Here is a 23,092-nt window from a genome sequence, read left to right as displayed (position 1 = left end):
TCGTTACGGTGTCCGAGTGCTGACACTGCTGCGGTACGGCTGGCGAGTGGCGCGCGGATCGACGGTGATCGTGGTGGCCCTGGCCGTGGCCGACGCCGTCGCGCAGGCCCTGTTCACGCTGACCATCGGCCTCGTGGTCGCCGCGGTCCCCGCGTTCCTGGCCGGCGTCACCGACCGCTCCGCCATGGTGGCCCTGTTCACGGCCTTCGCCACTCTGTTCCTGCTCACCAAGGCGCTGCCGACGCTGCAGTCCGCCTCGGCGCACCGGCTGGGCAACCTGGCCGGTCTCGACGTCTACTTCCGGATGGCCGGGCCGATGGCCGGCGGCGCCCGGGTCGCGCACGTGGAGGACCCGGTCGTCCTGGACCAGGCGGAGCGGGCGGCCGGGACCGGCGGCTACCAGATCACCTGGTCGCTCGGGCAGGTGCCGAACCTGCTCGGGGCCCGCCTGACCGTGCTCTCCTCAGCGGTCCTGCTGGGCGCGCTGACCGAGTGGTGGCTCGCTGCCGGCCTGGTCGTCGTGGTGCTGATCGCGGAACAGTGGCGGGTCCGGTTCGTCCGGGACGAGGTCGCCGCCTGGGCCAACACGACCGAGAGCGAGCGCAAGGCGCTGTATCCGTTCGAGCTGGCGCTGGGCGACGCGCCGACCGAACTGCGGGTGTTCGGGCTGCGGGACTGGCTGGTGCGGCGCTATCTGCGGTTCTGGACCGCCGCGATGGACGAATTGTGGCGGTCCCGGCGCCGCGGCTACCTGCTCGGCTCGGCGCCGCTGGTGCTGTCGGTGCTGGTCAACGCGGGCGCCGTCGCCTGGGTGATCGTCGCGGCCCAGTCCGGCCGGCTCGGCCTGGCGGCGGTGGCCAGCTCGATCACGGCGATCCTGGCGATCAGCAGCAGCGGCTCCCCCGAGATCGCCGCACTGGTGGCCCGCGGTGTCGCCGCTTACCGGGCCATGATGGACCTGCCGGCGGTGATCGCCGAGCGGCATCCGCACCCGGCCGGTGAGCCGGCCGACCTGGGGCAGGCGCCCGCGCGGTACGTCCGGCTGGAGCAGGTCGGCTTCCGCTACCCGGGCAGCGATCGGGACGTCTTCACCGACCTCGACCTGGAGATCCGGGCCGGCGAGGCGCTCGGCCTGGTCGGCGTCAACGGCGCCGGCAAGACCACGCTGACCAAGCTGATCGCCGGCATCTACCCGCCGACCTCCGGTCGGGTCATGGTCGACGGCGTCGACCTGGCCACGCTCGGGCCGGACGACCTGGCCCGCTGGCAGCGCCAGGTCGCACCGATCATCCAGGAGTTCGCCCGCTACCCCCTGTCGCTGGACGACAACGTCGCGCTCGGCGCCCGGCGGGCACTGACCGACGCGGACCGGGACCGGATCGCGGAACGGTCCGGGGTCGCCGACCTGCTGCCCGACCTCGGCCGCGGCTGGGACACCGTGCTGGACAAGGAGTGGACCGGCGGCACCGACCTGTCGGCCGGCCAGTGGCAGCGGGTCGCGCTGGCCCGGGCCCTGTTCGCGGTCGACTGCGGCGCCAAGCTGTTGATCTTGGACGAGCCCGCCGCGGCGCTCGACGTCCGGGCCGAGGCCCGCCTGGTCGATCAGTACCTCAACCTCACCGCCGGGATCACGTCCATGATCATCTCGCACCGGTTCTCGGTGGTCCGCGACGCCCACCGGATCTGTGTCCTGGACGGCGGCCGGATCGTCGAGTCCGGTACGCACGCTGAGCTGCTCCGGCAGCAGGGGCAGTACGCCCGGATGTTCGGCCTGCAGGCGGCCCGCTACACCGCTGCGGTGGAGGGGGCCGGCGATGAGTGATCAACTCGGCGCGGTGCGCCTGTGGCTGGCGACGGCGTTCAAGGCGGCGCCTGGGCTGTGCGCGCTGGCCATCGGCCTCAACGTGCTGGGCTCGGCGATCCAGCCGGTGCAGGCGTACGCGGTCAAGCTCGTCGTCGACAGCCTGAGTCCGAACGGGAACCCCGGCCTGATCTGGGTCGCCCTCTGGCTGGTGCTCGGCTGCTTCGCCGTGTCACTGCTCTTCATGACTGCGCTCCGGCCGCTGGGCACGCTCCTCGAGGACCGTACCCAGCGGTCCTTCCACGCCGACCTGGCCGACCTGGTGGCCGGCATCCCGGGCATCGAGCAGCACGAACGACCGGACATCGCCGACCAGGTCGCGCTGCTGCGAGCCGAGTCCCGGATGATGGGCCAGTCCGTCTGGATCGTCCTGGTCGCCCTCGGCACGAGCAGCAGCCTGGTCACGGTCAGCCTGCTGCTGGTGAGCCTGCACCCGGCCTTCCTCGGCCTGCTGATCGTCGGCGTCGTCCAGGTCGTGGCCGCCCGGATCTCGAACACGCTGACCTGGAGCTCGACCACCGCGATGATGCCGAACGCCCGGCAGGTGCACGAGCTGGTCCGGATCTGCCGCAGTCCGGCCAATGCGATGGAACTGCGGACCTTCGGCCTCAAGGACGTCCTGCTGGACCGGGTCCAGCGCCAGGTCCAGACGATCAACAGGGTGCAGGCAACCGCCCAGCGGAAGGCCGCCGCGGTCAAGCTCGGCGGCCAGTTGATCTTCGCGCTCGTCTTCCTGGGCGCGCTCGGCTGGCTGCTGTTCGGCGACTCCGAGTTTCGTCCGGGCGACGTCGCATTGTTGATCTTGCTCGCGCCCACCGTTGCCGGAGCGGCTGGCGGCGCCGGAGCGCTGATGTCGCAGCTCTCCGAGTCGTTGCGCCGGTTCGGTCGTTACCAGGCGGTGCGGCGGTTCGCCCGCGAGCATGATTGGTCGAACAGCACGACGCCTGCTCCGGCGCGGATCGCGACCGGGATCGAGTTGCGCGGCGTCGGGTTCTGTTATCCCGGCACCGACCGCGAGGTGATCACCGATCTCGACCTGAGCATCCCGGCCGGCACCAGCGTCGCCCTGGTCGGCGAGAACGGGGCCGGCAAGACCACGCTGGTCAAGCTGCTCGCCCGGATGTACGACCCCACCCAGGGCGAGGTGATCATCGACGGGCTGGCCCTGACCATGATCACGCCGGACGGCTGGCGGCGGCAGCTGTCCGCGGCGTTCAGCGACTACGCGCGGTTCGAGTTCACCGCCCGGGAGGCCGTCGGGATCGGTGATCTCGAGCGGCTGGACGACCCGGGCGCGCTGCGCCGGGCGATCGTCGAGGGCGACGCACAGACCGTGATCGACGGGTTGCCGCACGGGCTGGACACGCAACTGGGCAAGCAGTTCAGCGGCGGCGTCGATCTGTCCGGCGGCCAATGGCAGCGGGTCGCGCTGGCCCGCGCGTTCATGCGGGACCGGCCGCTGCTGTTGCTGCTCGACGAGCCGACCGCCGCGATCGACCCGGAGGCCGAGCACGCCCTCTACGAACGTTTCGCGCTGCGCGCCGCGGCCGCCGCCCGGGAGACCGGCGGGATCACCGTCCTGGTCTCACACCGCTTCTCCACGGTCCGGATGGCCGACCTGATCGTCGTTCTCGATCATGGCCGGATCCTCGAGGTGGGCACCCACGAGGACCTCCTCGCCGCCGGCGGCCACTACGCCGAGCTCTTCGAGCTCCAGGCCCGCGCCTACCGCTGACCCGTCGGCGGTTCAGGAGGGCGCCGCGGTCGGGACGGCGGTGGCCTCCTGGACGCCGGGGAGGCCCTGTGCGGTCCGCACGACCGCGAGCGAGGCGGCCGGGTCGGCCAGCGTGACCGTGAACGATTCCGGCAGGTCCTCGGGCCCGATGCCGTCGACCGGGCCGGACTTCTCCCGGCTGAGTTCCTTGAACGTCCGGTACGCCTCCTGCCGTGACACGTACCTGACCTCGGCCACGCCGGGCAGGGCGCTCAACCGGTCCGGGATCGCCGCCTTCTGCACCTCGGTGACATCGTCGCCGAGCCGCACCACGATCTTGGTCGGTCCGGGCGGAGCCGACGAAGGCGGAACGGTCGGTGGCGGCGCAGGGATCAGCGAACAGCCCGCCAGCACCAGCGCACCCGCCAGGAAGGCCAGGGCCAGACGTCGCATTTCGGCAGCCTAGCGCCACCACCCCGCCCTGCTTCGGAAAGCTTCGGGCGTCAGCCCAGCTGCACCTCCAGGTACGGTGCGTTGGCGGACTCGCGGCTGCTCAGGTCGGTGGCCAGGCCCTGCCCGGTGGCCGGCTCCTGGACGATCGCCAGATTGACCGTCGCGCCCCGAGTGATCAACTCGGTCAGGCCTGCCGTCAGATCGACGGCGTGCCAGGCCGCCGTACTGTCGAGCCGGAGCACGCCGACCCGGCCGGCCAGCGCGGGCTGGTTCTGCCAGGTCAGCTTGCGCTCCTCGAAGCCGGCGGCGGCCAGCCGGAACACCAGCTCGGCCTCGGTGCCGTTGTTGTCGGCGACCCGGCCGTGGAAGTGCAGCAGGACGCGGCTGATCGGGCGGGTCTGCGCGGCCGGGGTGAACGCCAGGAACGCGCGCCGGGTGAACCCGCTGTCGGGCTCGGGGACGTACTTGACGATCATGCCGCCGTGGCCGCCGAAGTTCTGCGCCGCGTAGGTTCCGTCCCGAACGTAGCTATCGGCGGTGCAGGGGAACTTGGGCCGGTCCGGGTCGGCGACGGCGACCGAGGTCCGAGTGTGCACCAGGCGATGATCGGGAAGTTGCGCGATCGCGGCGATCCGCGCCGTGCCATCGGCGACGCCGGTGATCACGCCGTCCGCCGCGACGGTCGCCACGTTCGGGTCGAGCGCCGCGTAGTCGACCGTGAGCCCGGCGAGGTCGGCGGCCGAGCCGTCCGTCATCGTCCCGGTCAGTTCACCGGCCACCTGCTTGCCGATCGGGACCGGTCCGACCGCGAGGCTCAGCGATTCCAGCCGGTTCTCCCGGCGGACGTCCACCGAGCGGCCCGGGATCTCGACCTCGGTGATCGAGTTCCAGCCGTTGGCGGAGTTGCCGTGACCGACGATCCGCAGGTAGCGAGCGGTGGACGGTTCGAGGTCGTACGTCTCGAAGGCGGCACTGGTGCCGCCGCTGCTGCCGCTGAACACCGGCCGCCAGCTCGTCTCCCCCGCCGCGGCGACTTCGACGTCGAACCGGGCGACCCGGGTGTCGCCACTGGACCAGGCGATCTTGATCGACTCGACCGGGCCGTCCGAACCGAGGTCGTACGCGATCCATTGACCGTCGCCCTCGGCGGACCAGCGGGTCGCCGGGTCACCGTCCATCGTGTTCACCGGCACGTTGCCGTCGTCGGTGCTGGCGATGATCGTCTCCGGGAAGTTGCCCAGCCCCAGCGGCGTGCGCCGCCAGACCCAGTAGACCCCGCGTTGGTGACCGGGCCGGACCGTGATCACCCGGGTCGGCTGGTCGCTCCGGCCGGGCAGAATGTTGATCTTGGTACCGGGCTCGGCGGCGGCGGTGATCTTGGGATCGTCGGGCAGGTCGACACCGTACGTGAAGTTGCCCGGCGCGAAGCCCGGGATCGTCTCGCCGCCCACGGCGAGATCGGTCAACGTGGCGATCTTGGCCGCCGGAGCCGGCCACGCGGCGAGCTCGGTCACCGGTTCCGGGGACGGCAGCGCGGCACCCGGGACCAGCGGGACGAACTCGATCGCGAGTGTCGCCGCGGCCGTCTCGGGCAGCCGTACGGTGAGTTTCCGCAGCCCCCGGTTGGTCGCCTGTCCCGACGGGTCGGGCGACGTCCAGAGCGGCCGGGCGGACAGTTCGAGGAAGGTCGCGTCCGGGGTCAGCACCCGGGCCAGCAGCCGCTGGCCGGCCAGTGCGAGGGTGGCGCTGCGACCATCCGCGCTGATGGTGATCTTGGCGCTGGTGTGCGCGAACCACCACAGGTCGCCCGGTTCCTTGATCGTGATCTCGTCCTGGACGATCACCCGGCGCCGGTGATCGAACAGCCGCCAGCCGCGGCGCCAGGAGACGATGTCGGGATGCGCCCCGGTGCCGTCGATGACGAACCAGGACTCGGCCGGGCCGGTCCTGCGGGCCACCACGGTGCCCACCGCGTCCGGCCGCTGGCCGGGATCCTCGCCGGGATTGACGACCAGCGTGTTCTGGCCCTCCGGGCGCTTCCGGTAGTACGTCCAGCGCGGCTCGTGGAAATAGCCGGGCAGGTTGTAGTTGTCGCTGCCGAGCTCGACGAACCAGCGCTGGCCCAGCGCGTCCAGGACCCAGGAACCAAGATCAAGATCGGAGTGGCTGGTCGCGTTGTCGCCGGCCTTGCCGGCCAGGTAGAGCGCCTCGTCGCGCTCCCAGCCGCTGCGGGCGGTGGCGACCGCGCAGTGATCGAAATAGGCGTCGAGGGCGGTCCCGCTCGCCACCGGACCGCGGGTCCGGTCGGGGTCGTACCAGATCAGCCCGACCGGCAACTGGGCCCAGCCCGGCTGCCGGGTGGACGCCCCGAGCCGCGCCAGCCAGGCGTAGTCGGGCCGGTCGAACCGCCGGGCGAACCAGAACATCTCGGGAATCCGGCTGGCCCCGGCGGCACCGTCGTAGTAGTTGAACGCCAGACCGGTCGGGCCGGCCAGGTGCAGCGGAAAGTCCACCGTGGTGGCGACGCCCGGTGACTCGGACAGCCCGTCGTCGCCGCCGGTGGCCGAGTCGAGCACGGCCAGGAGGAGGACCAGATACTTCGCGGCGTACTCCCAGTAGCCGGCACCCTCCGGGTAGCCGCCGTCGGGCGCGTACTCGCCGATCGCCAGCGGCAGCGAGGCCACCGCCTTCGTGATCACGTCCCGGGCGACCTCCGGAAACCGGTCCGCGACCGCCAGCGCACCCGTGATCATGCCGCCGTTGCAGACGATGTTCCAGTTGTTGGTCCAGGTCGGCCACTTGTGCGCGGTCGGGGCACCGCCGTAGACGGCCAGACCAGGCTTGAGCCCGTGGTTCACCAGCGCGGTCTCCAGCGTCGCCCGCTGCTCGGCGGACCATGCGGCGTGCCACCAGTCGTAGCCGATCGCGACGGCGTGGGTCATCTCGGCCACGTCGAGGAAGTGCCGCTGATGGTTCCAATCCGGAAACGCGCAGACCGCGGCGAGCTCGGCCCAGAGCCGGTCCCGGTAACCGGCGTCGCCCTCGATCGCGTACGCGAAGCCGAGTGTGTAGACGCGATGCTGCGCCTCTCGGCTGGTCGCCAGCAGCCGCAGCCCGTCGGGGATCTGGTACGTCACCGGCGGCTGGTCCAGCAGCCCATCGGCCGCGGACTTGATCTTGCCGTACCAGGCGGCCGCGACCGGATCGTTCTTGATCACCGAGCGCGGGTGATCGAAATCGGAGAGCAGCAGCCGCGGGTGTTCCGGCCGTACGGTGATCGGCTCGGCGGCGGCCCGCTGCGCCTGGAGCAGCAGCTGGCTCAGGCCGAGGGTTGCGGCACCGGCCGCGAGGAAGGCGCGTCGTCGCATCGGATTCCTTCGGTGTGCGGGTTGGTGTTGATCTTCGGAAGCGGACCGGCCGGGCGGCAACGGAACCGACACAACCCGACAGTGATCATCTAGGCTGAGCCGGGTGACCGGGGGTCTGGCCGAGCAGCGCCGCGCGGCGATCCGGCGCGAGTTCGCCCGCCGTGGTTCGGTCCGGACGGCCGAGCTGGCGGAGCGGCTCGGGGTCAGCGAACGGACCGTGCAGCGGGACCTGGACTGGCTGGCCGACCAGCTGCCGACCGGGCGCCGGGTCTACGGCGGTCTGGTCAGTGCCGAGCCGGGCACGGCCGGACCGGGCCTGCGGATCGGGATGCTGCTGCCGGTCGGCGACTACTACTACGAGGAGGTCATCGCCGGTGCCGAGGCGGCCGCCGCGGCGCTCAACGTACGGCTCGTGGTCGGCACCTACGCCTACCGGGAGGACCTGGAGACCGCGGCCCTGCACCGCCTCGGCGAGGTCCGGCTGGACGGGCTGGTCGCGACGGTCGACTACCGCGGGCACGGCTACCACCAGTTGCGCACGCTCGGCCTGACCACCGTCGTCATCGAACGGCCCTGGCATCCGGACCGGTTCGCCTCCGACACCGCGGACGCCGACCAGATCGACCACGTCTGCTCCGATCACCATGCCGGCGCCGGGATCGGCCTGCGCCACCTGGCCGGGCTCGGCCACCGTTCCGTCCTCTGCCTGGTCCGCAGCACGGCGACCGCTGTCCCGCTGCTGCGCGGCCTCGAACACGCCGCCGCCGAGCTGGGGCCCGGTTGCCCGGTCGAGGTGCACGCGGTGCCGGTGGACCCCGACACCCTGGAGCCCGAGCCGTCCGTCTGGCAGGCCCTGCTGGCCGAGGTCGTCGAGCGCTGCCGTACTGGAGCGGTCACCGCGATCTTCGCTCACGCCGACTGGGAGGCCCTCGAGCTCTACCGCCGCCTGACCGCGGCCGGCATCCCCGTCCCGGGCCGGGTCTCCCTGCTGTCGTACGACGGCGTCCGGTTCGGCCCCGAACCCGTCCTCAGCGCGGTCACGCCCCGCCGCCGCTGGATCGGCACCATGGCCGTCGAGACGGTCGTCGACCGCCTCCGCAGCCGCGGCCGCCGTACCCACGAGCAACGCCCCGGCTACCAGGTCTCCCTGGTCCCCGAACTGATCCTCCGCGCCACCACGGCTCCCCCGCCGCCGTGACCTCGTGGGCAAGTGGCACAGATCTGCAACGCAACGCCCGCGCTCGCCCCCGATTGGTGCCCGTGGCGGCGTTGTGTTGCAGATCCGTGCCGCTTGGGGATCAGGCGGCGTGCCCCAGGCGGCGGATCGCAAGCGTGCGGCGGATCGACGCGAGCACCCATTCGGGATCCTCGGTCAACTGCGGCCACGTGAAATGCAAGACAGTCCAGCCGCCGGCGGCGAGATCGGTCCACTTCCGCCGGTCGCGATGGAATTGCTCCTCGCTCCGATGGAACGCGTAGCCATCGATCTCGATCGCGACGCGCGATCCGTGGAACACGATGTCGACGACGTAGCGGACCCGGCCCACCCGGATCGGGCAGTTCCCCAGCCAGCCGTCGATGTGGGCTTCGCGCAACAGCCCGTGCATGGTCCGTTCCGCGGGCGACCAGGGTCGACGGCGCGACCGCGTCAACCAGCGACGGCGACGTTGGTTGTCCCGACGGCGCGCAGTCTCGTCGAGTGCGGCGTCCAAGCAATCGATCGAGACCAGTCCGGTGCGCAGCACCCGTTCGATCGCGGCGCCGCGGTCGGTCAGCGCCAGGTCGAGAGCGGTCAGCTCCGGCGCGGTGACGCGGACGCCGCCGACGTCGCGGACCAACGGACGCGGGATGGTCTCCTGCACCACGTCGACCCCCGGCTGGACCCGCTTCCGTGGCAAGGCCGCTGTGATCACCGGAACTTCGAGCTCGGGCCAGAAGGTCAGCCTGGCCGCGGCCCAGCGAGTCAGGACGATGTCGTCGTCCCACGAGGCGAGCGCCCGGAGCCGGACCTCGAGTCGGTCGACGGTCTCGACCGGGGCGAGCACCCCCGGCAGCACCGCGGTCAACCGACCCTGCTCCACGAGCCGATACAGGCTGCGTCGGTGATCCGGATGCCGGCGCAAGGCGATCACTCCGCCGCCGTCGGCGAGCAGCGCTTCGAGTGGGATGCGTCTCTGCACTCGACGATCATGGAACGTTCGCCGCGCTCAGGCCAGCATCCGTCCGCCGGCCTGTGGATAACGTCCAGCGGCCGACTGCTGTGGACAACCTGCGCCGACGCGCCAAACGGCACAGATCTGCAACGCAAACCCTTCTCGCTAGCCAAATCGGGGCCGCAGAGGGCATTCCATTGCAGTTCTGTGACGTATGGGCTCGGAAGGTTCTCCGGTGAGGTCGACGTCCTGCGGCAAATCGGCGCTGCGGTCGATGGCCAAGGCAGATCCGGCCAAGGACACTGCAGCGAAAAGGCTGCGGCCGTTCCGGCACGCGCCGTCTCGGCACGCGCCGTCTCGACCGGAGCCCGCTCACCCGCGGCCGCGACTCCCGGGGACCCGCGAACGTCGAAGTTGATCAGCGGCTCAGCCGAAGATCGCCTCGTACTGGTCCAGGGCTTCGCGGGCGGCTTCGGCGGCGGACTGGCCGGCGTCGGGCGGGGCGATCACGCGGGCGCCGCCGCCGAGGCGGAGCAGCAGGCCACGGAGCCAGGCCGGGTCGGTGACGCGGAGGGTCACGGTCGCTCCGCCGTCGTCGCGGGGCACCACGGACTCGGTCGGGTAGTACTCGGCGATCCAGGTCGCCCAGGGGCGCAGTTCCAGGGTGACCAGCGGGGCGTCCTTGAGGGCGTCGAACCAGCCGACGGACAGGTCCTTCAGGACGACGCCGGGGTGCGGCTCGACGTCGGTGTCGGTGACCTCGACCCCGGCGATCCGGTCCAGCCGGAAGGTTCGCAGGCCGCCGGCCGAGTAGCACCAGGCGTCCAGGTAGCCGTACCCCTCGAGGACGAAGACCCGGAGCGGATCGACCATCCGCCGGGTGGTCTCGGCCCGGGACGCCACGTCGTAGGTGAGGTCGAGCCGCTTGCCGCGGCGCAGCGCGTCGGCGATCCGGTCCTGGACCTCTTCGCGGGCGGCAGTCACGGTGACGCTGGCCCGGTCCGACGGTGTGACGCTGCCGGTCGCCGCCTCCAGCTTCACCAGGGCGCTGTCGATCGCGCGCCGGTCGGTCCCGGCGACCACCTCGCGCAGCGTCCGCAGCGCCAGGACCAGGGCCAGCGCCTCGTCCGCGGCCAGCCGCAGCGGCCGGGTCAGGTAGTCGGCGTTGGACAGGTGGATCACGCCCTCGCCGTCCACCGCGTCCATGTCGATCTCGATCAGGTCGCCCGGCATCAGGCCCGGCATGCCGCACATCCAGAGCACGTTGAGGTCGCCGCGCAGGGTCTCCTCGCTGACGTTGAACGCGGCCGCCACCTCGGTCAGCGACACGCCGTCGTGCTCGCGCAGGTACGGCACCAGGCTGAGCAGCCGGCGCACCTGGTTCTGCGAAGTACCGGTCACCGGACCACCTCGACGGTACGGACGGTGCCGACCACCGCGGTCAGCTGGTCGATCACGGCCTGTCGCAACTCGGCCGGCTCGACGACCACCACGTCCGCCGCGTACCGGGTGATCTCCTCGGCCAGGTAGCTCACCTCGGTGTAGCCGACCCGGTAGGCCGCGAACCCGGACGGCAGGTCGACGCCCAGCGAACGCACGTCCACCGGCTCGCCACGCCGGGACAGCGCCGGCGCCTTCCCGGGCCGCAGCGCCACCAGCGCGGTCGCGGTCGGCTCGGCCGGGGCCAGCGACTTGGCCAGCGAACGAAGATCAAGATCGTCCGGCACCTGGTAGGCCCCGGGCTTCGAGGCCCGCCGCGGCACGTCGCTGATCCGGGACAGCTTGAACATCCGCACCGCGTCCCGGTCGGTGTCCCGGCCGATCACGTACCAACGGCCCTTGGTCGAGGTCAGCCCCCACGGCTCCAGCGTCCGCCGCGCCCCGCCGCGATAGGTGAACGACATCCGGATCCGTTGCAGGACGGCGTTCCAGAGTGGTTCGAAGGCCGGCTCCTGGGCCTGCACCGACGGCTCCAGCGAGGCCAGCTGCGACGTGTCCGGCTCGATCCCGGCGGCCCGCAGCTTGGCGATCGCGCTCATCGTCGACTCGGCCACCGAGGCGTGCTGCCAGACCCGCGCCGCGACCCCGACCACGGCGGCCTCGTCGGCGGTCAGATCGATCGGCGGCAGCTCGAACTCCGACGGCCGGATCCGGTAGCCGGGCTCGTCGTCGAACAAGGGGTCGTAGGTGCCCACCTCGATCGGTACGCCGAGCGCCCGCAGCTCGTCCTTGTCCCGCTCGAAGGTGCGCTCGAACGCTGCCGCACTCAGCCCGTGGTACGCCTCGACCGCCTCCCGGATCTGGGCCTTGGAGACGAACCGGCCGGACACCAGCAGGCAGATGGTGAGGTTGAGGATGCGTTCGGTCTTGCGGGTGGTCATGGGCGGATCCAGCGTCACCTTCGTTCGAATACCCGTGCGATTGACGGGTCTTGAACGCTACCAGACTTCCTGCTCTGGCCGAGGCCGACACAGGCGATTAGGATCGGTGTTCACCTTCCTCTTTCCGCGCACCCGTACGACATCGGCGTCCCCAGCCTCGAGGAGCAAGCCCGTGTCGTTTCGCGGACAGCCGCATCGCCCCACCGGCCCCGGATCGCAGCGGATGCCGGCCGTCCAGTGGGTCTGCGACCTGCTCCGCACCGAACTCGCCCTGGGCAGCTTTCCGGACGGCGTGCTGCCCGGCGAGGAGGCGTTGATCCGCGGCTACGGAGTCAGCCGCGGCACCATCCGGCAGGCCCTGCTCAATCTCACCGACCAGGGCGTGCTGGACCGGGTCCGCGGCGCCGGCACGTTCGTGGTGGCGCCGACGATGCTGCGGCACGGCATCGACGAGTCCCGGGACCTGGCTCAGGACGTCAACGCCGGAGGGGTACGGATCACGATCCGCACCAGCTATGCCGAACTGCACCCGGCCGTCCCCGCGCTCGGGACGCTGCTCGGCCTGCGGGCCGGCGAGCCGGTGGTGATCATGGAATCGACGACGTCGCTGGACGGGTCGCCGCTGAGCCTGCGCACCGCGTTCCTGCCGGGCGAGCGGTTCGCGGCGCTGGTCGAGCGGCGGGACTTCGATCTCGACCGCTCCCCGTACGAGATCATCGCGGAGGTGATCGGCGGGCCGGTCGGCGACACCGAGCTGCAGATCGGCTGCTCCAACGCGGACGGGCTGTGCGCCGAGCTGCTGCAGGTCCCGGTCGGTTTCGCCCTGCTCGACACGACCCGGACCATCCGCGCGACCGACGGCACGCCGCTGGAGTACAGCAAGGCGCATGCGCGGGCGGACCGGATCAGCTTCTCGACCGTGATGCGCGCCCTCGGACCATGATCGTCTTCGAGCGGGTCTCGCCGACGATCATGATCCCGGCCGCGACCACGGCGAACATGATCGCGATCAGCACCAGGGCACCGGCCGCGCCGGCGACGGTGATCATGGCGCCGGCGGCCAGGGTGCAGCCGGTGAAGCCAAGATCACGGGAGATCCGGGTGGCCGACAGACCGACCTCCGGTGTGCCGGCCAGGTCGACCAGCACCGCCGGCAGCAGGCTGAGCATGCAGCCGCCGGCCAGCCCCAGTGGCACCAGCGCGGCGAAGAACACCGCGGCCGAGGCGGTGTGGACGGCAACCGCCAGCACCGCCACCCCGGACAGGCCGAAGATCGTGCCGGCGATGATCATGGTGCGGCGGCCGTTGCGGTCGGACCAGCCGCCGCCGAACGCCATCGCGGCCACCTCGACGGCGTACATGGCGGTGAGGAAGATCCCCAGCCAGCCGCCGCCGAGGCCGAGCACCTCGGCCGCGATCAGCGGCACGGCCATCAGCGCCACCGCGCCGCGGGCGCCCTGCCCGATCGCACCCAGGCAGAGGGCCAGCACCGGTCGCGGCCGGTCCAGGCCGGGCAGCCGGGGCAGGCTCCAGCGTGGCCGGACCCCGCTCCTCAGGGTCGGCAGCCCGAACCAGGCGACGGCGGCGCAGACCAGGGCCAGCCCGCCGCAGACGGCGAAGGCCAGCCGCAGCCCGAAGGTGCCGGTGCCGAGGGTCGACACCGCTCCCCCGGACAGCGGGGCGACCGCCGAGCCGAGCGTCATCGCCGCCTGGAACCGGCCGATCGCCGTACCCACCCGATGGCTGCCGGTCAGCTTGATCGCCAACTGCGGCCCGGCCGACGCGTAGAGCGCCAGCCCGACCCCCTGCAGCAGCCGGGCCGCGGCCATGATCAGGAACGACGGCGCGACGGCCGAGCCGAACGAGCCGAGGGCCCAGAGCAGCATCCCGATCGTGATCGCCCGGCGCGGTTCCAGGAACGGCAGCACCCGGGTCCCGAACAGGTCGAGCAGCAGGACGACGGCGGTCAGCGATGCGACCGAGGCGCTGGCGGCGAACGGGTCGGCGCCGAGCTCGACCGCCAGCACCGCCGTGAGCGGCGCGGTCAGGCCGAGGGTGAGGCCGGCCGCGACGCTCAGCGGATAGAAGACCCTGATCGCCGCAGCCGGACCTTGATCATCGGCAACACCCCGAGTCAGCTCGGCGGTCACACCACCGCGCCGGCCAGGGCTTCGACGTCGGGAACCCTGAGGTGCCAGTCGGTGACCCGTTGCAGCGCATCGGCGACCTTGAGCACGGTCGCCTCGGCGAACGGCCTGCCGATCACCTGCATCGACAGCGGCAGCCCGTCACGGCTGAAGCCGACCGGGACGGCCGCCGCCGGCAGGCCGGTCAGGTTCCAGTGCCCGGTGTAGCTGGGCTTGTTCAGCCGGCTGCTCGGGGTCAGGTCGGCGGCGCGTTCCGCCGGGGTCGGCGCGGACGGGGTGATCATCACGTCGCAGGTCTTGAGGACGTCGGCCACGGCGCGGCAGAACAGGGTCCGGAACCGTTGCGCCTGGGCGAAGTCGCCGGCGGTGTAGAACGCGCCCCGGGCCAGGGTCGGCCGGGTCCCGGCGCCGTAGTCGGCCCACCGCTTCACCAGGTTGTTCCGGTGGTACGCGTACGCCTCGCCGATCAAGATCAGATGGTTGGCGTCCTTGGCCAGGTCCGGGTACGGCAGCGTCACCTCGTCCGGCTTGGCGCCGAGACCCTCCAGCACCCCGACCGCGGTCAGCACGGCCTCCTTCTGCTCCGGATCGAGTTGATCATGATCGAAGAAGTAGCCGGTCGGCAGGCCGATCTTGATCCCGGAGACGTCCCCGTCCAGCGCGGCCGGGTAGTCGTCGACCGGAACCGCGGCGGCGTTCGGGTCGGACGCGTCGTAGCCCGCCATCACCTGCAGCAGCAGGGCGCAGTCGTACGCGCTGCGGGCCATCGGCCCGATGCTGTCCAGGCTGAACCCGAGCGGCACCACGCCGCTCTTCGGCACCCGCCCGAAGGTGACCTTGAGCCCGGTGTGGCCGTTCACGCAGGCCGGGCCGCGGACCGAGCCGCCGGTGTCGGTGCCGAGCCCGCCCAGCGCCAGCCCCGCCGCGACGGCGACCCCGGTGCCGGAACTGGAGCCGGCCGGCGTGTGCTCGACGTTCCACGGGTTGTGTGGGACGAGGAAGCCCTTCTCCGGATCCGGCAGCCCGATCGCGAACTCGCTGGTGGTGGACTTGCCGAGGAACACCGAGCCGGCCGCCCGCAGCCGGGCCACCACCGGGGCGTCGGTCCCCTCACCCCAGGCCGGATCCAGCACCCGGCTGTTCGCGGTCGTCGGCGCCCCCTTCATCGCGATGATGTCCTTGATCGCCAGCGGGATGCCGGCCAGCGGACCTTGATCATCTCCGGCGGCCAGGGCTGCGTCGGCAGCGGCGGCCTGCTCGAGCGCCTGGTCGGCGGTCACCGTGACGTAGGCGCCGAGAGCGTCGTTCAGCGCGGTGATCCTGGCCAGGATGGACCGGGTCAGCGCGACCGAACTGGTCGCACCGGAGCGCAACGCCGCAGCGGCGTCGGCGATGGTCAGCGGTTGATCGTTCATCGTGACTCGCTTCCTTCGGTCGGGTAGTAGTCGAGCGGGTCGAACCGGGCCGACGGTTCGAGGGCCTCCAGCTCGGGCAGGTGGAGCGCGTCGGCGGCCTGCCGGATCAGCGGGTAGTCGGCGACGAACGTCGCCTGCTCGAACTCGGAGACGGTCAGGCCGGCCGCGGCCAGCAGGCCGGCGACGATCTCCTCGGCAGTTGCGGTCATGCGGGATCCTTTCTGGGTAAGGGAGTCTGGGCGGTCGCGGGGGTTCGGGGCAGCGCGTCGCGGTGCTCGCCGTAGGCGTGGCAGGCGACCAGGTGTCCCGGCTCGGCCTCGATCGGCGCCGGCGGCAGCTCGGCGCAGACCGGGCCGGCGAACGGGCAGCGGGTCCGGAACCGGCAGCCGCTCGGCGGGTCGATCGGGCTCGGCAGATCCGTGTCCTGAGCCTGTCGAAGGACCTCCCCGGGCGCACCTCCTTCGACAGGCTCAGGACGAGGCTTCGACAGGCTCAGGGCGCGTTCGGATTCGGCCGGGTCGAGGGCCGGGATCGACGACAACAGCAATTGCGTGTACGGGTGCAGCGGGGTCCGGTAGAGCGCGGCCGCCGGCGCCTGCTCGACCACCTGGCCGAGATACATCACGGCGACGTCGTCGCTGACGTACTCGACGACGTTGAGGTCGTGGCTGATGAAGACGTACGTCAGCCGGTAGTCCCGCTGCAGGTCGGTGAGCAGGTTGAGCACCTGGGCCTGGATCGACTTGTCCAGCGCGGACACGGCCTCGTCGAGCACCACCAGCTTCGGCTGCAGGGCCAGCGCACGGGCGATGTTGACCCGCTGCCGCTGGCCGCCGCTGAGCTGGTGCGGATAGCTGTCCGCGTACGAGGTCGGCAGCCCGACGTCGTCGATCACCCGGGTGACCCGTTCGGTGATCGTCTTCGGCGACGCGCCGCGGACCCGGAGCGGGAAGGCGATCGACTCGCCGACGGTGGCCCGCGGGTTGAGCGCCGAGGACGGGTCCTGGAACACCATCTGCATCTGCTCGACGACGTCCCGGGGCCGCCGGCCGCGGGTGGCGATCTGCCGGTTGTCGAAGATCATCTCGCCGCCGGTGGCCGGGTGCAGCCCGACGATCACCCGGGCCAGCGTCGACTTGCCGCAGCCGGACTCGCCGACGATGCCGAGCGTCCGGCCCTCCCGCACCTGCAGCGACACGTCGGTCACCGCGGACAGGGTGGCCCGGCGGCCGCCGCTCCGGACGTCGAACTCCTTGGAGACGTTGATCAACTCCAGCAGCGGCCGTTCCGGCGTGGTCGCGGTCGGCACCTCGCTGGTCGTGGTGGTGGTCATGGCGCTCCCTTCAGAGCCTTGAGTCCATGGCCTCGCGCAGCGCGTCGCTGGCCAGGTTGAACGCGACCGAGGTGACGAAGATGAAGAAGCCGGGCACCATCGTCACCAGCGGGGTCCGGGTGATCGCGCCGCGCAGGCTGTTCAGCATGTAGCCCCACTCCGGCGCGGGCGGCGCGGAGCCGAGACCGAGGAAGCTGAGGCTGGCGGCGATGATCATGGCCACGCCGACCAGTCCGGAGGCGTACACGATGATGTCGTTGAGCACGTTGGGCAGGATCTGGGTCCGGGCGATCGTCACCGGGCCGGCGCCACTCAACCGGGCCGCTTCGACGAACTCGCGGGTGATCACCCGGCGGGTGGCCGACTCGGCGACCCGGGCCACCGGCGGTACGAAGACGATGCTCACCGCGATGATCGTGTTGGTCAGGCCAGGGCCGAGCGACGCGCCGACCGCGATCGCCAGCAGGATCGCCGGGAACGCGTACAGCATGTCCATGATCCGCATCAGCACGGTGCCGACGATTCCGCGCACCATGCCGGCGGTGACGCCGATGGTCGTGCCGACCAGGGCTGCGGCGACGGTCGGTGCGAAGCCGGCCAGCAGCGACAGCCGGCCGCCGTAGAGGACCCGGGCCAGCAGGTCCCGGCCCTGTTCGTCGGTGCCCAGCGGGTGGCCGGGCGCGCCGAGGTTCTGCAGCCGTTCCACCGGCCGACCGACCAGCGGGTCGTACGGGGTCAGCAGCGGGGCGAAGATCGCGCCGAGGACGAGCAAGATCAGGATCGCGGTCGCGACGACGCCGGTCCGATTGGTCAGGAAGCGGCGCCCGGTCTCCCGCCAGAACGACTGGGCCACCACGGTGGACGCGACCGCGTTCCACTCCTCCGCCCGTTGCCGGGCCTGGCCGCGCTGCTCCTCGGTGCTGTCGCGGCCGAACGCCGGCGGCAGCAGGGTCGGCACCGGTACGGCGGCTGATTCGGTCATGACACCGCTCCCCTCACCCGCGGGTCGATCGCCGCCTGCAGCAGGTCGACGACCAGGTTGATGATCACGAACGTGACGGCGATGATCAGCGTCGCGCCCTGCACGACCAGCAGGTCCCGGGCCGAGATCGCGTTGAACACGAGCAGCCCCATCCCCGGCCAGCGGAAGATCGTCTCGACCAGCACGGAGCCGCCGAGCAGCGCCCCGATCTGGACGCCGGACGTGGTGAGCACCGGCGAGATCGCGTTCCGGAGCACGTGCCGGCGGACCTCGAACTCGCTCAGGCCCTTGGCGCGCAGGGTTTCCACGAAGTCGGCGCCGAGTACGTCGACGATGCCGGCCCGGGTCACCCGGGCGGTGATCGCCATCGTGATCAAGGAACCGGCCAGCACCGGCAGCACCAGACTGCGCACGGCGACGATCGGGCCGTCGTGGAAGTTGGCGCCGCCGGAGGGCAGCAGCCTCAAGCCCCCGGCGAAGACACCGAGCAGAACGATCGCCAGGAAGAAGGACGGGATGCTCAGCCCGGACAGGCTGAACACCGAGACCACCCGGTCGATGATCCTGCCCCGCCGGGTGCCGGCCAGGTAGCCGAGCAGCAGCCCCAGCGCGATCCCGAAGACGGCCGAGACCAGGGCCAGTACGGCGGTGTTGCCCCAGGCCTGGAGCAGCAGGTCGGCGACCTCGCGGCGCCGCTGGGTGGAGTAGCCGAGGTCGCCCTGCAGGGCGGCCAGCAACCATTCCAGGTAACGCAGCGGCAGCGGGTCGTTCAGCCCGAGTTGATCACGGATCGCCTGGCGCTGTTCCTCGGTGGCGTCCTCCGGGACCAGGCCGGCCTCGGGCGAGCCGGGCAGGACGGTCATCAGGAGGAAGACGATCACCGAGACGCCGAACAGGATCGGCACGGCGAGGGCGGCGCGACGGACAGCGACACGGAGCATGATCAGTCCCCCGTTCCGAGCGAGATGGTGGTGAAGTCGACCCACCAGGACTGGGCCTGGACGTAGCCCTGCACCTTGGGCGACATCACCCGCAGGTTGAGGTCGTGCATCCAGAACAGGAAGTAGGCCTGGTCGACCGCGACGTCCATCATCTGTTGCAGATAGGCGTCCTGGGCGTTCGGTTCGGCCTGTTGCGGGGCCAGGCTGAGCGCCTTGTCGATCGCCGGGTCGCAGGTCCCGGCCGCGTTCGGCTTGCCGCCCGGCCGCTCGCAGAAGAACGACGTGTTGTAGCCGGTCGGCGTCATCCCGGCCGCGGGCGACGCCCAGAGGATGTCGATGTCGTTCCAGGTCTCCGAGTTGAGCCCGTCCAGGCCGACCGAGATCAGCGTGTTCCACTCCATCGGCTGCAGGTTCACCCCGACGCCGATCGCGGCGAAGTCGGCCTGCAGCTTCTGCATCATGACGTCCGGGTACATGTTCCCGGAGCCGCCGGTGGTGTAGCCGAACGTGATCGTCAACTCCCCCGGCCCATAGCCCGCCTCGGCCAGCAACTGCTTGGCCCGGTCGACGTCGTAGTGGTAGCCGGGGTTGCCCTGCGCATAGGCCGGATGCCCCTGGTAGACGTACTGGGTGGCCGGGTAGCCGACGTTGTTGATCAAGGCCGCGGTGCCCTCCCGGTCCAGCGCGTAGTTGAGCGCCTGGCGCAGCTTGAGGTTGCCGGCGAACGGCGGCCGGAACAGGTTGAACCGCGGCATGATCCCGTGCGGGTACTTGCCCAGGTGGATCACGTAGCCGTCGGACTCGAGTTGATCAAGGGCGTCCGGCGACGGCACCTCGGCCCAGTCCACCTCGCCGGACATCAGCATGGACAGCCGGGACGCCGCCTCCGGCTGCGGGTAGAGCACGATCTTGTCCAGCTTCGGCGGACCGTCCCAGTAGTCCGGGTTGCGGCTCAGCTCCATCACCTCGCCGTCGACGTACCGGGTCATCAGGAAGGGCCCGGTGCCGACCGCGTGCGCGTTGTAGTTCTCGTTGCCGTGCTCGCGGATCACCGCCGGGCTGGGGAACTTGATGTGCAGCAGATCCCAGTGCAGCCAGGCGTACGGCTGGGTGGTGACGAACCGGACCTTGTGATCGTCGAGCTTCGCGTAGCTCTTGATGTACCGGAGCTGGGCCGCCTGGCCGGCCGCCGAGGTCTGGTAGAAGAACTCGAAGTCCGGGTTCGCCAGCCGGTCCAGCTGGAAGATCACCGCGTCGGCGTCGAAGGCCGTACCGTCGTGGAACCGGACTCCCTTGCGGAGCTCGAAGGTCCAGGTCCGCAGGTCCTTCGACACCGTCCAGGACCTGCCCAGGCTGGGCCGTGGCGTCGGCAGCGTCTCGTCCTGATCAAGGTCGAGCCGGGTCAGCGCGTCGTAGAGGTTGTTGCCGACGAACCGGTACCCCTCGTAGCCCTCGTTCGGCGGCGTCGACGGGAACGGGATGTTGCCGGCCGACATCGCGATCCGGAGCACCTGGCCGGAGCCTGGCGTGCCCTCGGCCGAGCCGGCACAACCGGCGGCGACCAGGCCGACCGGCGCCAGGGCGGCGGTCGCGGCCAGCAGCTCCCGCCGGTTGATCATGACGGCTCCCGTTCCGCCGCCGGCACCAGCAGGCAGCGGCTCCAGTGATCACCGGCAACCGTCGCGGGCGTCGGCAGGCCGGCCCAGCAGTCGGCCACCGCGTAGCGGCAGCGCGGCGCGAAGGCGCAGCCCGGCGGCAACCGCCGCAGGCTGGGCGGGGCACCCGGGATGGCGTTCGGGCGGCGGTCCTGGCCGGGCCGGACGTTCGCCTCGATCAGCCCTTCCGTGTACGGATGCGCAGGCCGGGTCAGCACCTCGGCCGCGGTCCCGTACTCGACCAGCCGGCCCGCATACATCACCGCGACGTCGTCGGCCAGTTCGGCCGCAACGCCAAGATCATGAGTGACGATCACCAGTCCCGAGTCGACCTCCTGCTGCACCTCCCGGAACAGCCGCATGATCCGTGCCTGCACCGTGACGTCGAGGGCGGTGGTCGGCTCGTCGGCCAAGATCACCGAGGGTCGGCCGGCGATCGCCATCGCGATCACCACCCGCTGCCGCATGCCGCCGCTCAGCTCGGACGGGTAGGCCTTCAGCCGGGCGGCGGCGGAAGGGATCTGGACCAGCTCCAGCAGTTCCAGCGCCCGAGCGGCGGCTCCGCCGCGGCCGATCCCCGGGTCCTGCTTGCGGATCGTCTCGGTCAGCTGGCGTTCCACGGTGTAGACCGGGTCGAGTGCGGTCAGCGGATCCTGGAACACCATCGAGATCTCGCGGCCGCGGGTCCGCCGCCGTTCCCGCGGCGACATCGCGAGCAGATCCCGGTCGCCGAGCTGGACCCGCCCCTCGATCCGGGCCGACGGAGGGTTGATCCCGATGATCGACCGGAGCATGGCGCTCTTGCCGCTGCCGGACTCGCCGATCACCGCCAGCACGCCGCCCCGGGGCACCGCGAAGGAGACGCCGTCGACGGCACGCAAGGGGCCGGACCTGGTCCGGAACTCGGTGACAAGATCATGAACCGTGAGCGCCATCGGCGCCGGCGCGGGTGCCGCCGTGACCGGCGGTGCAACCTCGCGGATTCGAGTGGTGACAGACATGACCGGGCCCTCCCCAATCGGACTCAGAAATGGTGTGGAACAGCGGCGCAGGTGTTGATCAAGCCAGCGCGAGATGGTCGGCGAAGGACACCGACTGGGTGTAGGCCTGTGCGGCACGCAGCAGCAGGTCGTCGGAGAACATCGGCCCGACCAGTTGCAGGCTGACCGGCAGCCCGTCCCGTTTCGCCGTCGGTACGGCCAGCGCCGGGTGCCCGGTGAAGTTGAACGGCCGGGTGTTCGCGACGGCGTTGAAGGCGACCGAACCGGTCAGGGCGGCGCGCAAGGCCTCCAGCCGGTCCGGGATCGGCTGATAGCGCGGCGCCTGGGTCGGCGTGGTCGGCATCGCCAGCAGATCGACCTCGGCGAACGTCGCGTCGTAGGCGTCGATGAAGGCGCGCCGGCTGTTCTGGGCCCGGGCGTAGACCCGGCCGCCGTGCTGCTGCCGGACGTAGGTTCCGGCCAGCAGGGTGAGCAGGGCCCGCGGGTCCAGCAGGTCCTGATGATCTTGCCAGAGCCGGGTGATCGCGACGATCGTCGACTCCGGGTAGTAGGTCCGGGTGAACGCGCCGTAGAAGCCCGAGCCACGGACCGCCAGTGCCCCCTCGGCCGACATCGCCTGCTGGGCCAGGCCGATCGTCGTGTGCTGGGGTACCGAGATCTCGGTGATCTTGGCGCCGAGCTCGGCCAACTGGTCGAGCGCCTGGTGCACCGAGTCCTTGACAGCGTCGGTCGCGTCGGCGAAACCCTCCGTGAGGATGCCGATCCGCAGTCCCTCGACCCCCTCGTCGAGCCGGCTGGTGGCGTCGTAGAAGTCCGGAACCTCCTTGCCCTGGCGGGGATCCAGGCCGTCATACCCGGCGGTCGCCTGCAGCGCCAGCGCACAGTCGGCGACCGTCCGGGTCATCGGCCCGGTGTAGTCGATGCTCTGATCGGAGCCGAAGCCGATGCCGAAATGGGAGACCAGCCCGAAGGTCGGCTTCAGCCCGACCGTGCCGGACCAGGACGCCGGGATCCGGATCGAGCCGCCCTGGTCGCCGCCGAACGAGATGTCGACCTCGCCCAGGGCCAGCGCGACCGCCGAGCCGGACGACGACCCGCCGCTGAGATGATCTTGGTCGTGCGGGTTGAGCGGCCGGCCGTAGTCGCCCACTCCGCCGCCGAACCCGAAGCCGCCGGCCAGGCCGTTCATCACGTTCTTGCCGGTGATCACACCGCCGGCCTCCAGGACCCGCTGCACCACGGTCGCGTCGAAGTCGGGCAGGTGTCCTTCGAGGGCGTACGCCCCAAAGCTGAGCGGGATCCCGGCGACCGCGATGTGATCCTTGAAGCTCACCGTCCGGCCGGCCAGCAGCCCTTCGCCGGAACCGTCGATCCGGCACTTCCAGGTCCAGGCGTTGTGGCTGTCCTCGTCGGGACCCGGCCGATACCCGGGCTCCCGCGGCCCCGGGTGACGCGGCGGCGTGGGCCGACCCTCGCGGCTCTGCACGAAGCCGTCGAAGTCGGCGAGCTGGGCGGCCAGTTGCTCGGCGAAGATCGCGGCCTCTGCCGGGGTGAGCTCAACCCCCAGCTCCCCCGCTGTGGCTTGGATGTCGGTGACGCCGGGAACTCGGAACATCCCGTCCTCCTCCTGGTGGGTGATCGCTGACTCGAAGGTCACCCACTGGAGTTACGCCACCAACCCGCTCCGG

General features: G+C 71.2%; 18 protein-coding genes. 4 read left to right on the top strand and 14 right to left on the bottom strand.

Going from position 1 to position 23,092, the window contains the following annotated elements:
* The first annotated feature begins 16 nt into the window (after positions 1-16).
* Both AC6CCG_RS15575 and AC6CCG_RS15570 read left to right on the top strand, forming a co-directional pair.
* Positions 17-1,822 carry an ATP-binding cassette domain-containing protein gene (locus AC6CCG_RS15575; protein ID WP_496655487.1) on the top strand — a complete coding sequence of 602 codons (1,806 nt, stop codon included), beginning with the start codon at positions 17-19 and terminating at the stop codon, positions 1,820-1,822.
* Entirely contained in the window at positions 1,815-3,596 is a 1,782-nt protein-coding gene (locus tag AC6CCG_RS15570; protein WP_496655486.1) for an ABC transporter ATP-binding protein, read from the top strand. The genes AC6CCG_RS15575 and AC6CCG_RS15570 overlap by 8 nt, the downstream gene beginning before the upstream one ends.
* Before the next feature lie 12 nt (positions 3,597-3,608).
* Here AC6CCG_RS15570 and AC6CCG_RS15565 read toward each other — a convergent pair whose 3' ends face one another.
* Together AC6CCG_RS15565 and AC6CCG_RS15560 are read right to left on the bottom strand one after the other, a co-directional pair.
* The gene (locus AC6CCG_RS15565) at positions 3,609-4,028 is read right to left on the bottom strand and encodes a permease-like cell division protein FtsX (protein WP_496655485.1); all 420 of its coding nucleotides are present in this window, start codon (positions 4,026-4,028) and stop codon (positions 3,609-3,611) included.
* A 50-nt stretch (positions 4,029-4,078) separates the two neighbouring features.
* Positions 4,079-7,396: a CBM96 family carbohydrate-binding protein gene (locus AC6CCG_RS15560; RefSeq protein ID WP_496655484.1), complete on the bottom strand. Its 3,318-nt coding sequence runs from the start codon at positions 7,394-7,396 to the stop codon at positions 4,079-4,081.
* A gap of 103 nt (positions 7,397-7,499) precedes the next feature.
* On the opposite strand from AC6CCG_RS15560, the gene AC6CCG_RS15555 reads away from it, so the two are divergent.
* Complete coding sequence (locus tag AC6CCG_RS15555; RefSeq protein ID WP_496655483.1) at positions 7,500-8,594, top strand: substrate-binding domain-containing protein; 1,095 nt, start codon at positions 7,500-7,502, stop codon at positions 8,592-8,594.
* 100 nt (positions 8,595-8,694) lie between these two features.
* On the opposite strand, the gene AC6CCG_RS15550 is transcribed toward AC6CCG_RS15555, so the two are convergent.
* The 3 genes from AC6CCG_RS15550 to AC6CCG_RS15540 form a co-directional block, all read right to left on the bottom strand.
* A complete protein-coding gene (locus AC6CCG_RS15550; RefSeq protein WP_496655482.1) occupies positions 8,695-9,576 on the bottom strand; it encodes a DUF559 domain-containing protein in 882 nt (293 codons plus the stop codon).
* Positions 9,577-9,975: 399 nt separating this feature from the next.
* Positions 9,976-10,950 (bottom strand): helix-turn-helix transcriptional regulator, encoded by a 975-nt coding sequence (locus tag AC6CCG_RS15545; RefSeq protein WP_496655481.1) that lies wholly within the window; start codon positions 10,948-10,950, stop codon positions 9,976-9,978.
* Positions 10,947-11,930 (bottom strand): helix-turn-helix transcriptional regulator, encoded by a 984-nt coding sequence (locus tag AC6CCG_RS15540; protein WP_496655480.1) that lies wholly within the window; start codon positions 11,928-11,930, stop codon positions 10,947-10,949. Before AC6CCG_RS15540 ends, AC6CCG_RS15545 begins: the two co-directional genes overlap by 4 nt.
* Before the next feature lie 172 nt (positions 11,931-12,102).
* Here AC6CCG_RS15540 and AC6CCG_RS15535 point away from each other — a divergent pair, with 172 nt between their 5' ends.
* Positions 12,103-12,873, top strand: coding sequence for a GntR family transcriptional regulator (locus AC6CCG_RS15535; protein ID WP_496655479.1), 771 nt, complete (start codon positions 12,103-12,105; stop codon positions 12,871-12,873).
* Here the strand turns inward: AC6CCG_RS15535 and AC6CCG_RS15530 are convergent.
* Genes AC6CCG_RS15530 through AC6CCG_RS15490 form a run of 9 tightly spaced genes read right to left on the bottom strand, consistent with a single transcriptional unit; the run spans position 12,836 to position 23,061 of the window.
* Positions 12,836-14,080, bottom strand: a complete 1,245-nt coding sequence (locus AC6CCG_RS15530; protein WP_496655478.1) for an MFS transporter — start codon at positions 14,078-14,080, stop codon at positions 12,836-12,838. The genes AC6CCG_RS15535 and AC6CCG_RS15530 overlap by 38 nt on opposite strands.
* Positions 14,077-15,492, bottom strand: coding sequence for an amidase (locus AC6CCG_RS15525; RefSeq protein WP_496655477.1), 1,416 nt, complete (start codon positions 15,490-15,492; stop codon positions 14,077-14,079). The genes AC6CCG_RS15530 and AC6CCG_RS15525 overlap by 4 nt, the downstream gene beginning before the upstream one ends.
* Positions 15,489-15,701: a hypothetical protein gene (locus AC6CCG_RS15520; protein WP_496655476.1), complete on the bottom strand. Its 213-nt coding sequence runs from the start codon at positions 15,699-15,701 to the stop codon at positions 15,489-15,491. Before AC6CCG_RS15520 ends, AC6CCG_RS15525 begins: the two co-directional genes overlap by 4 nt.
* Entirely contained in the window at positions 15,698-16,825 is a 1,128-nt protein-coding gene (locus tag AC6CCG_RS15515; RefSeq protein WP_496655475.1) for an ABC transporter ATP-binding protein, read from the bottom strand. Before AC6CCG_RS15515 ends, AC6CCG_RS15520 begins: the two co-directional genes overlap by 4 nt.
* A gap of 10 nt (positions 16,826-16,835) precedes the next feature.
* On the bottom strand, positions 16,836-17,807 hold the full coding sequence (locus AC6CCG_RS15510; RefSeq protein WP_496655474.1) for an ABC transporter permease: 972 nt from the start codon (positions 17,805-17,807) through the stop codon (positions 16,836-16,838).
* Positions 17,804-18,748, bottom strand: coding sequence for an ABC transporter permease (locus AC6CCG_RS15505; protein ID WP_496655473.1), 945 nt, complete (start codon positions 18,746-18,748; stop codon positions 17,804-17,806). The genes AC6CCG_RS15510 and AC6CCG_RS15505 overlap by 4 nt, the downstream gene beginning before the upstream one ends.
* Positions 18,749-18,750: 2 nt before the next feature.
* Positions 18,751-20,367 carry an ABC transporter substrate-binding protein gene (locus AC6CCG_RS15500; RefSeq protein WP_496655472.1) on the bottom strand — a complete coding sequence of 539 codons (1,617 nt, stop codon included), beginning with the start codon at positions 20,365-20,367 and terminating at the stop codon, positions 18,751-18,753.
* Positions 20,364-21,404 carry an ABC transporter ATP-binding protein gene (locus AC6CCG_RS15495; protein ID WP_496655471.1) on the bottom strand — a complete coding sequence of 347 codons (1,041 nt, stop codon included), beginning with the start codon at positions 21,402-21,404 and terminating at the stop codon, positions 20,364-20,366. The genes AC6CCG_RS15500 and AC6CCG_RS15495 overlap by 4 nt, the downstream gene beginning before the upstream one ends.
* 58 nt (positions 21,405-21,462) lie before the next feature.
* The gene (locus AC6CCG_RS15490) at positions 21,463-23,061 is read right to left on the bottom strand and encodes an amidase family protein (RefSeq protein ID WP_496655470.1); all 1,599 of its coding nucleotides are present in this window, start codon (positions 23,059-23,061) and stop codon (positions 21,463-21,465) included.
* Positions 23,062-23,092 lie beyond the last annotated feature (31 nt).

The organism is Microlunatus sp. YIM B11417 (genome assembly GCF_059617205.1).
This window is presented reverse-complemented; position numbering and strand designations above follow the sequence as displayed.

Coding starts and splice junctions, on each gene's coding strand:
- AC6CCG_RS15570 (WP_496655486.1), top strand. CDS start 1,815: ATGAGTGATCAACTCGGCGCGGTGCGCCTGTGGCTGGCGACGGCGTTC.
- AC6CCG_RS15565 (WP_496655485.1), bottom strand. CDS start 4,028: ATGCGACGTCTGGCCCTGGCCTTCCTGGCGGGTGCGCTGGTGCTGGCG.
- AC6CCG_RS15560 (WP_496655484.1), bottom strand. CDS start 7,396: ATGCGACGACGCGCCTTCCTCGCGGCCGGTGCCGCAACCCTCGGCCTG.
- AC6CCG_RS15540 (WP_496655480.1), bottom strand. CDS start 11,930: ATGACCACCCGCAAGACCGAACGCATCCTCAACCTCACCATCTGCCTG.
- AC6CCG_RS15525 (WP_496655477.1), bottom strand. CDS start 15,492: ATGAACGATCAACCGCTGACCATCGCCGACGCCGCTGCGGCGTTGCGC.
- AC6CCG_RS15520 (WP_496655476.1), bottom strand. CDS start 15,701: ATGACCGCAACTGCCGAGGAGATCGTCGCCGGCCTGCTGGCCGCGGCC.
- AC6CCG_RS15515 (WP_496655475.1), bottom strand. CDS start 16,825: ATGACCACCACCACGACCAGCGAGGTGCCGACCGCGACCACGCCGGAA.
- AC6CCG_RS15510 (WP_496655474.1), bottom strand. CDS start 17,807: ATGACCGAATCAGCCGCCGTACCGGTGCCGACCCTGCTGCCGCCGGCG.
- AC6CCG_RS15505 (WP_496655473.1), bottom strand. CDS start 18,748: ATGCTCCGTGTCGCTGTCCGTCGCGCCGCCCTCGCCGTGCCGATCCTG.
- AC6CCG_RS15500 (WP_496655472.1), bottom strand. CDS start 20,367: ATGATCAACCGGCGGGAGCTGCTGGCCGCGACCGCCGCCCTGGCGCCG.
- AC6CCG_RS15495 (WP_496655471.1), bottom strand. CDS start 21,404: ATGTCTGTCACCACTCGAATCCGCGAGGTTGCACCGCCGGTCACGGCG.